General features: G+C 66.9%; 8 protein-coding genes and 1 pseudogene. 6 read left to right on the top strand and 3 right to left on the bottom strand.

What is annotated here, in order from left to right:
* Positions 1–540, bottom strand: a pseudogene (thiS, locus tag RMN84_RS11325) (sulfur carrier protein ThiS); the annotation flags it as partial.
* A gap of 53 nt (positions 541–593) precedes the next feature.
* Here thiS and aroQ point away from each other — a divergent pair.
* The 4 genes from aroQ (at position 594) to RMN84_RS11305 (ending at position 3506) form a co-directional block, all read left to right on the top strand.
* Positions 594–1028, top strand: a complete 435-nt coding sequence (gene aroQ / locus RMN84_RS11320) for a type II 3-dehydroquinate dehydratase (protein WP_309612271.1) — start codon at positions 594–596, stop codon at positions 1026–1028.
* Between the two features lie 36 nt (positions 1029–1064).
* A complete protein-coding gene (locus RMN84_RS11315; RefSeq protein WP_309612270.1) occupies positions 1065–1517 on the top strand; it encodes a biotin/lipoyl-containing protein in 453 nt (150 codons plus the stop codon).
* Positions 1518–1524: 7 nt separating this feature from the next.
* Complete coding sequence (accC, locus tag RMN84_RS11310; protein WP_309612269.1) at positions 1525–2886, top strand: acetyl-CoA carboxylase biotin carboxylase subunit; 1362 nt, start codon at positions 1525–1527, stop codon at positions 2884–2886.
* A gap of 143 nt (positions 2887–3029) precedes the next feature.
* The gene (locus RMN84_RS11305) at positions 3030–3506 is read left to right on the top strand and encodes a JAB domain-containing protein (protein ID WP_309612268.1); all 477 of its coding nucleotides are present in this window, start codon (positions 3030–3032) and stop codon (positions 3504–3506) included.
* Positions 3507–3679: 173 nt separating this feature from the next.
* On the opposite strand, the gene RMN84_RS11300 is transcribed toward RMN84_RS11305, so the two are convergent.
* Positions 3680–4105 carry a DUF4112 domain-containing protein gene (locus RMN84_RS11300; RefSeq protein ID WP_309612267.1) on the bottom strand — a complete coding sequence of 142 codons (426 nt, stop codon included), beginning with the start codon at positions 4103–4105 and terminating at the stop codon, positions 3680–3682.
* A gap of 2 nt (positions 4106–4107) precedes the next feature.
* Positions 4108–5595 carry an ABC transporter substrate-binding protein gene (locus RMN84_RS11295; protein WP_309612266.1) on the bottom strand — a complete coding sequence of 496 codons (1488 nt, stop codon included), beginning with the start codon at positions 5593–5595 and terminating at the stop codon, positions 4108–4110.
* Between the two features lie 131 nt (positions 5596–5726).
* Here RMN84_RS11295 and RMN84_RS11290 point away from each other — a divergent pair, with 131 nt between their 5' ends.
* Together RMN84_RS11290 and RMN84_RS11285 are read left to right on the top strand one after the other, a co-directional pair.
* Complete coding sequence (locus tag RMN84_RS11290; protein WP_309612265.1) at positions 5727–7700, top strand: transglycosylase domain-containing protein; 1974 nt, start codon at positions 5727–5729, stop codon at positions 7698–7700.
* A gap of 164 nt (positions 7701–7864) precedes the next feature.
* The coding region (locus RMN84_RS11285) for a Flp family type IVb pilin (protein WP_309612272.1) at positions 7865–7976 on the top strand (112 nt) is incomplete at its 3' end.

The raw sequence follows: 7976 nt of genomic DNA, 5'->3' as shown, positions 1-7976 counted from the left end.
AGCTTGACGAGGTTCCACCCGCCCGCCTCGCGCGCCAGGCGGAGCGTACGCATGGCGTCCTCGGCGGTGAAGCAACCGGCGGTATTGGGCAGGTAGACGATCTTCTTCGGATCGATGAAGTCGCTCAGCATGGGCTGCTTGGGGTCGGCGATGTTGACCCGGCGAACGGCGACGGTGACAATCTCGGCGCCCGATGCCTCGACCGCGGCGGCGTTTTCCTCGAAGCTCTTATACTTGCCGGTGCCGACGATGAGGCGCGAAGAGAAGGTGCGGCCGGCGACGGTCCACGTGTCCGCTATGCTGTTCTGGTGCGCGTCCACCTCAGCCGCCTCCGACAAAATGGACGATTTCGAAATCGTCGCCGTCCTCGACGCACAAAGTGGCGAAGGTCGAGCGTGGGACGATCGCGAGATTGCGCTCGACCGCGACGCGGAGCGGATCGAGGCCAATCGAGTTGATCAGCTCGGCCAGCGTGATGCCCACAGGGACGCGGCGGTGATCGCCGTTGATGCGGAGCGATAGGGTGCGGTCGTCGGTCATTGACTCGGGCCAGATAGGTGGCACAGGCCGGGCGTGCAATGAGGGGTGACGAGATGAGCGGAACCGTATTCGTGTTGAACGGGCCGAACCTCAACTTGCTGGGAACGCGCGAGCCCGAGATTTACGGGCGCGAGACGCTCGATGACATCGGCGCAATGCTGGCCGAGCAGGCGGGCGGGCTCGGCCTGACGATCGACATGCGCCAGTCGAACCATGAGGGGCATCTGATCGACTGGCTGCACGAGGCGGCGGCGAGTGGGGCGCAGGCGGTGCTCCTCAATCCGGGCGGATACACGCATACATCGGTGGCGCTGCGCGATGCCGTGGCGGCGATTGCCGTGCCGGTGATCGAGGTCCATTTGTCCAACCCCGAAGCGCGCGAGGCGTTTCGCCACAAGAGCCTGGTCGGGGCAGTGTGCAAGGGATCGGTGCGCGGCTTTGGGGCAGCGAGTTATACACTGGCACTGGACGCGGCGGCGCGGCTCTGACAGGGGGCGCGGCTTGTTTACGTTAGGGATTATCTGATGGCCGATCAAAAGGCGAAGCCCGCCGAGGGCGCGATGCGGATCGACGCCGAGCTGGTGCGCGAGCTGGCCGAGCTGCTGTCGGCCAACGAGCTGACCGAGATCGAGGTCGAGGACGGAGCGCGCAAGATCAGAGTGCGGCGCGAGGCCCCTCCGGTCCATGTGGCGCAGCATGCGTTTGCGCAGCCTTCGTTGGCTCCGGTCGCTGCCGCTCCGTCGCTGGACGCGGTCAAGTCGCCGATGGTCGGCACGGCGTTCCTGTCGGCCGAGCCGGGCGGCGCGGCGTTCATTGCGGTCGGCGATACGGTGAAGGCGGGCGACACGCTGATGATCATCGAGGCGATGAAGGTGATGAACCCGATCCTCGCGCCCAAGGCGGGGACGGTGCGGCAGCTGATGGTCGCCGACGCGCAGCCGGTCGAATATGACCAGCCGCTCGTCGTGATCGAGTAGCCGAAGCGTGGCCATCACCAAGCTGTTGATTGCCAATCGCGGCGAGATCGCTCTGCGCATTCATCGCGCCTGTCACGAGATGGGGATCAAGACGGTCGCGGTCCATTCGACCGCCGACAGCGATGCGATGCATGTTCGCCTCGCCGACGAGACGGTGTGCATCGGCCCGCCGAGCGCGGCGGAGAGCTATCTCAACATCCCGGCGATCATCTCGGCGGCGGAGATTACGCACGCCGATGCGATCCATCCGGGCTATGGTTTCCTCAGCGAGAATGCGCAGTTCGCCGAGATCGTCGAGAGCCACGGGCTGATCTGGGTCGGGCCCAAGCCCGAGCATATCCGCATCATGGGCGACAAGGTCGAGGCGAAGCGGACGGCGGCGACGCTCGGTCTGCCGCTGGTGCCGGGCTCGCCGGGACCGCTGGAGAGCATCGCCGAGGCCAAGGCAATCGCCGCCGAGGTCGGCTATCCGGTACTGATCAAGGCGGCGTCGGGCGGCGGCGGGCGCGGCATGAAAGTGGTTCCCGAAGAGGCGCAGCTCGAAAGCCTGATGGCGCAGGCGGCGTCGGAGGCGCGGGCGGCGTTCGGCGACGATACCGTTTACCTCGAGAAATATCTCGACGACCCCAAGCATATCGAATTCCAGGTGTTCGGCGACGGCGAGGGCCAGGCGATCCACCTTGGCGAGCGCGACTGCTCGGTCCAGCGGCGCCACCAGAAGGTGCTGGAGGAAGCGCCGTCACCGGTCATCTCGGTCGAGCAGCGCGCCCACATGGGCGGAATCGTCGCCAAGGCGATGGCCGACATGGCCTATCGCGGCGCGGGCACGATCGAGTTCCTCTACGAGAAGGGCGAATTCTACTTCATCGAGATGAATACCCGGCTTCAGGTTGAGCATCCGGTGACCGAAATGATCAGCGGCATCGACCTCGTGCGCGAGCAGATCAGGGTGGCGCAAGGCGACGGCCTGTCGTGCCGCCAGGACCAGATCGTGCTCCACGGCCATGCGATCGAATGCCGCATCAATGCCGAGGACCCCGAGACATTCGTGCCGTCGCCGGGGCTGGTGAAGAATTATGTCGCACCGGGCGGCATGCACGTGCGGGTCGATAGCGGGCTTTACGCCGGCTACAAGGTGCCGCCCTACTACGACAGCATGATCGGCAAGCTGATCGTCTATGGCAGCACGCGCGAGCGGTGCATCATGCGGCTGAAGCGCGCGCTGGAGGAATTCGTCGTCGAAGGGATGAAGACGACGATTCCCCTGCAGCAGCGGATTATCCGCGACGAGGGATTCCTTGGCGGGGACTATACCATCAAGTGGCTGGAGCGCTGGCTCGATGAGCAGCGCGAGGCGGCGACGGAGTAGCCTCGCGGCGGTCTGGTCAGCTTTTCAACGGAGACGGCGAAATTGGTCCGAAACGGATAGGACCTATCCGGTCGATTGCGGAAACCTCCGTTGTGGATATTGATCCGCTTTGCGCGCACCATGATCTGGCGCAGCCTTTCGTCATGTTGCATCAGCGTCCGCGATCCACCGTCACTCCTTCCCGCCGCGTTGCTCTGGCGCCCCGGATCACTGGGCTCGACGGACTCCCCAGCATCGCGCCGATCATCCTGGCCGGGGAGCAGGCAGCGCGCGACTATTTCGGGGCGCTGTTCGCGACGCGCGATCCGGCAACCGAGACATTGTTCGTAGCGCACCTCGATTCGGCGTCGCGCTGCCTTCACCTTGCGCGTCATGGTGGCGACCGGGAGGGGGCGGAGCTGCCGGTCCGCACGATCCTGACCGACGCGCTGCTGCGGGGTAGTAAAGGCATCATTCTGGCCCATAATCACCCCAGTGGCGATCCCCGCCCGAGTGCCGCCGACCGCCAGTCCACCCGTCGTCTGGCGCTGGCGAGCGAGGCGATCGGGGTGACCTTGCTCGATCATCTGGTGTTCGGGGCCGGGGAGTGGACCAGTTTCCGGCGGATCGGGCTGTTGTAAGGTTTTCGTATGCGTTTCAGTTGGGCCTGCGTCGTTACGAACGTCGCGTCGCGATACACGGTCGCGCGTGGGGTCCTGGATTGCTGCGGGCGCCACGCGTCGAATTGACGACGTCTGACAGCGGATGTGATTGGGCCTGACGCGTCTGCAGGTTGGACGAGGGATGACGCTACTTACCGTTGCGAGACCGCGCCCGGAACAATCGCCGTCTCGGGGTGATGGCGGTCAAGATGGCGTTTGATCAGCTTGAGGTTGCGGGTGTTCGAGCGGAAGAAGAAGTCGGGGACGGCACCGATGAACGGGATCAGCCCGAGCAGGAAATCGAAGCCGACATTGCCCGCCATCCTGGCCATCTGGCCCTTCGACATGCCGAGGTTGCGCGCTTCCCACACCATGTAGCTGCCTAGCGCCGCCGCCGCGACGTCGCCCGCCACGGGCACGAGGTCGAGGATCACGTCGAGCCCGATCTTGCGGTTGAAGCCGGGGATGGTGATCAGCCCCTCGAGCAATTTTTCCATGCCCTCGACCCGCTGGCGGACCGAGGCCGGATCGCTGCCCATGCCGGGAAGATTCTTGAGCTGTTCCACGCGGATCGTCATCGTTAATTACCCTCTCGTGCCGGCTTAATGGCCAAGTCACTCAACGTGTGGCGGCCGAAACGGTTCTCGACAAATCCGGGAAGGTCGGACGAGACCAAAGACCAGCGGATCGGGGCGGTCAGCGGGATGACCAGTACCTCGCGGTCGATCAGCTGCGCGGCGAGGGACAGGAATTGCGCGCGCTGTTGCGGTGACTGGGTCTCGCGCGCGGCGTCGGCGATGGCGTCGACCTCGGCAGCGCACAGCGCGACGACGCCGCAATGCAGCCGACGCACGAACCATGCCGGGGAGGTCGAGGGGGCGACTTCGTCGATGAGGGTGAGGTCGACCGGCGAACCGCGCGGGGCGGCTTCGAGGCCGATGCCGAGCGGAGCGAGGTCCGCCGCCAGCCGGTTGAACAGCAGGGTCGAGCCGGGGCCGGCGGGGAAGCTGACGGTCAGGACGATCTTCCTGTTACCGAGCAGGCGGTTAGCCTCGGTGATCAACCCCCCGCGGCGCTGGGCGAGAGGTTGGGCCATCCAGCCGGGGGCAAGCGGGTCGCCGATGCCATCAAGTCCCGGCTGGAGCAGGGTCGCGCGCGCCGTCAGCCCGTCGATGTCGAACGCCGCGACCAGCGCGTCACGGTCGATCGCGCGGCTGATCAGGCTGCGCAGCGCCTTGTCGGCGAGCGGGCCGCCCTGCCGTGCCGGGACGAGGGCGAACAGGCCGGCGACAGGATCGAATCGCAGCGTGCCCCGCGCCACTCCTGCGGCGCGGACGACCGGCAGGTCGGAGAAACTGCCGCCAAGTACCATCTGCGCCTGGCCGGTGCGGAAGCGGGCGATGGCCGAGGGGGCTGGCAGGCCGGTGACGACGACTTCCTCGCGGACGTCCTGTTCGCCGTCGGCGCCGGGCAGGGTGCGGCTCAGACCCAGGCCTTCCTCGGGCTTGCCCGGCTGACGGATGAACGGACCGCTGCCCTCGCCGGTCGAATCGGGGTCGATGCGCAAGATGGCGAATTCGGGCTGGGCGAGCAGCTGGAGCAGGTTGGGGCGTGGGGCGACGAGGCGGATCTCGATCACCCGGTCGGTCATCGCCACGATTTCGCTGATCGCGCCGATCGTGTCCTTGATCGTGTTGAGGCTCGCCTGGCGTCGTTCGCGGTTGAGGATGCGGGCGACTTCGCGGGCGTCGATCTTGCGCCCGCTCGGCCAGAAGCCGGAGCGAAGGCGGAAGATGTAGCTGAGGCCATCGTCGGTGACCGTCCAGCGCTCGGCGAGGCCGGCGTCGATCTGCCCGCGGGCGTCGAACCGGACCAGGCCCTGGGCAATGCTGCCGAGGAGCACACCGTCGCCAGTCGGGAGCGGGCCCACGGCAGGATCGGCTAGGCGAGGCGAATCGCCGATGACGGTGACCGAGATCGCGCCGCCCTTGGGCTTGCTGCAGCCCACGGGAGCGAGGACCGCCGCCGTCAACAGCAACGCCAGCACGGGGCGGGGGAAGGACCGCATCAATCGGCTTTAGCCGCGCATCGCCGCACGCGGCAATGCGCGGTTCATCGCGAGGCTGGATAAGGCGGCGGAAGTGTTTTAGTGCGCTAAGGCAGTGGTGCGCTCGACGGCGCTTCCCGGTTGGGGTGACGATGGCCGATCACGACGGAATCTGGAGCCGAGGCGGCGTCAACGTCGAGGACCTGCCCGGTGCGCTCGAGCCTGCGCAGCTCCCGCCGAGCCACATCAAGCCGCGCCGCCGGTGGCGCTCGCGGATCAAGTGGACGGCCTATGTCCTCGCCGGACTATTTCTGGTCACCGTGCTGTGGCTGATCGTGACCGCGCCCCTGTCGCGCGCGCTGGAGCCGCTGCCGGCCCCGGCGATGCTGATCGTGTCGAGTGAAGGCCAGCCGATCGCGCGGCGCGGCGCGGTCAAGGAAGCGCCGGTCGACGTGACCCGGCTCAACCCGCTGACCCCGGCGGCGTTCGTCGCGATCGAGGACCGGCGTTTCTATTCGCATTGGGGCATCGATCCGCGCGGGATTGCGCGCGCGGCGATCGCCAACATGCACGCCGGCGAGGTGCGGCAGGGCGGGTCGACGATTACCCAACAGCTTGCCAAGACCAGCTTCCTGTCGTCCGACCGCAGCCTCGGACGGAAGGCGCGCGAGGTGATCATCGCCTTCTGGCTGGAGGCGTGGCTGACCAAGCAGGAGATTCTTTCGCGCTATCTGTCGTCGGTCTATTTCGGCGACGGCGTCTATGGACTGAGGGCGGCGGCGCATCATTATTTCGGGCGCGAGCCGCAGAATCTGTCGCTGCCGCAGTCGGCGATGCTGGCGGGCATGGTCCAGGCACCGTCACGCCTCGCCCCGACCCAGCATCTCGCGGCGGCGCAGGCGCGGAGCCGGCTGGTATTGGCGCAAATGGTCGAGACCGGCGTGATCCCGCGGGCACGAGCCTCCACGCCGATGGCGCGGCCGATTTATACGGCAAACCGCGTGCCGACCGGCACCTATTTCGCCGACTGGGTCGCCCCCGCCGCCCAGGCGAGCTTCACCGCCGACTATGGCCAGATCAGGGTGCCGACGACGCTCGACGCCAATTTGCAGCGCCTGGCGGTGCGGGCCGTCGCCAGCGCGCAGGTCGGCAATGCGCAGGTCGCGCTGGTGGCGATGCGCCCGACCGGCGAGGTCGTCGCGATGGTGGGGGGCAAGAATTACGGCGACTCGCCGTTCAACCGCGCGACCCAGGCGCGGCGGCAGCCGGGATCGGCGTTCAAGCTGTTCGTCTATCTCGCCGCGCTGCGCGCCGGCTACACGCCCGATACGATTATCGAGGATACGCCGATCAGCATCGACGGGTGGAAGCCAGTCAACAGCGATGGCATCTACCGAGGGCCAATCACGATGCGCGAGGCGTTCGCGCGGTCGAGCAACGCCGCGACGGTGCGGCTGGCCGAGCGGGTCGGGCGGACCAACGTCATCCGCGCCGCGCGCGAACTGGGCATCGCCAGTCCGCTGGCCGACCAGCCGAGCCTGGCGCTGGGGACGTCGGGGGTGAGCCTGATCGAACTGACTTCGGCCTATGCCGCGGTGGCCGGGGGGCGCTATCCGGTCGCGGCACGGGGATTGCCGGTCAAGGCGGGGGAGGAGGGCGGCATGTTCTCCGGCCTGCTGGAACGCGGCGGACGGCTCGACGAGCGGCGCGACTGGGCGCCGATGCTCGACTTGCTGTGGGCGGCGGCGAACGAGGGCACCGGCCGCCGCGCCGCGCTGGCCGTGCCGACGTTCGGCAAGACCGGGACGACGCAGGAGAATCGCGACGCGCTGTTCATCGGCTTCGCGCGCGGCCTGGTGGTCGGCGTATGGGTCGGACGCGACGACAACAAGTCGCTCGGCAAGGTCAGCGGCGGGACGATCCCGGCGACGATCTGGAAGAATTTCATGCAGCCGGCGCTAGCGATCGACCGGCGGGCGGGGCCCCCGCTTCCCGAGGGGTTCCACGTGCCGCAGCCCGAGCCGCCGGCGCCGAGCCAGTCGCCGATTCCGCCCGAATGGAGCGATGGGACGCGCGCGCTTCGGCGGATTGGGGACGCGCTCGGCAATTTGCTCGATGCGTTGTGATCGCCGAAAATCGACCTGAAAAAATAAATATGGTTAAGCTACGGTAACCGCCCGGCTTAAAGGTTTCTCAATTGTCGACGTCTAATTCTCTCTTCATCCGGCGGCAATGGACGGTCGCTGGACGGGGGACATGGGTCCCGCGTGGAACCTGAAGGAGACCGGTAATGTCGAAGTTTCTCAAGATGATCAAGAACAACAAGGGTGCAACTGCGATTGAATACGGCCTGATCGCCGCGCTCATCGCCGTGGCCGCCATCGGCGCGATGCAGGGCATCG

The organism is Sphingomonas sp. (assembly GCF_031380695.1).
Classification (GTDB): domain Bacteria; phylum Pseudomonadota; class Alphaproteobacteria; order Sphingomonadales; family Sphingomonadaceae; genus Sphingomicrobium.
Note: the sequence above shows the minus strand (reverse complement) of the source record. Positions and strands in the feature narration are given on the sequence as shown.

Excerpts from the sequence above, each read along its gene's own strand:
- aroQ (WP_309612271.1), top strand. The coding sequence starts at position 594 with ATGAGCGGAACCGTATTCGTGTTGAACGGGCCGAACCTCAACTTGCTG.
- RMN84_RS11315 (WP_309612270.1), top strand. The coding sequence starts at position 1,065 with ATGGCCGATCAAAAGGCGAAGCCCGCCGAGGGCGCGATGCGGATCGAC.
- RMN84_RS11305 (WP_309612268.1), top strand. The coding sequence starts at position 3,030 with ATGTTGCATCAGCGTCCGCGATCCACCGTCACTCCTTCCCGCCGCGTT.
- RMN84_RS11300 (WP_309612267.1), bottom strand. The coding sequence starts at position 4,105 with ATGACGATCCGCGTGGAACAGCTCAAGAATCTTCCCGGCATGGGCAGC.
- RMN84_RS11295 (WP_309612266.1), bottom strand. The coding sequence starts at position 5,595 with ATGCGGTCCTTCCCCCGCCCCGTGCTGGCGTTGCTGTTGACGGCGGCG.
- RMN84_RS11290 (WP_309612265.1), top strand. The coding sequence starts at position 5,727 with ATGGCCGATCACGACGGAATCTGGAGCCGAGGCGGCGTCAACGTCGAG.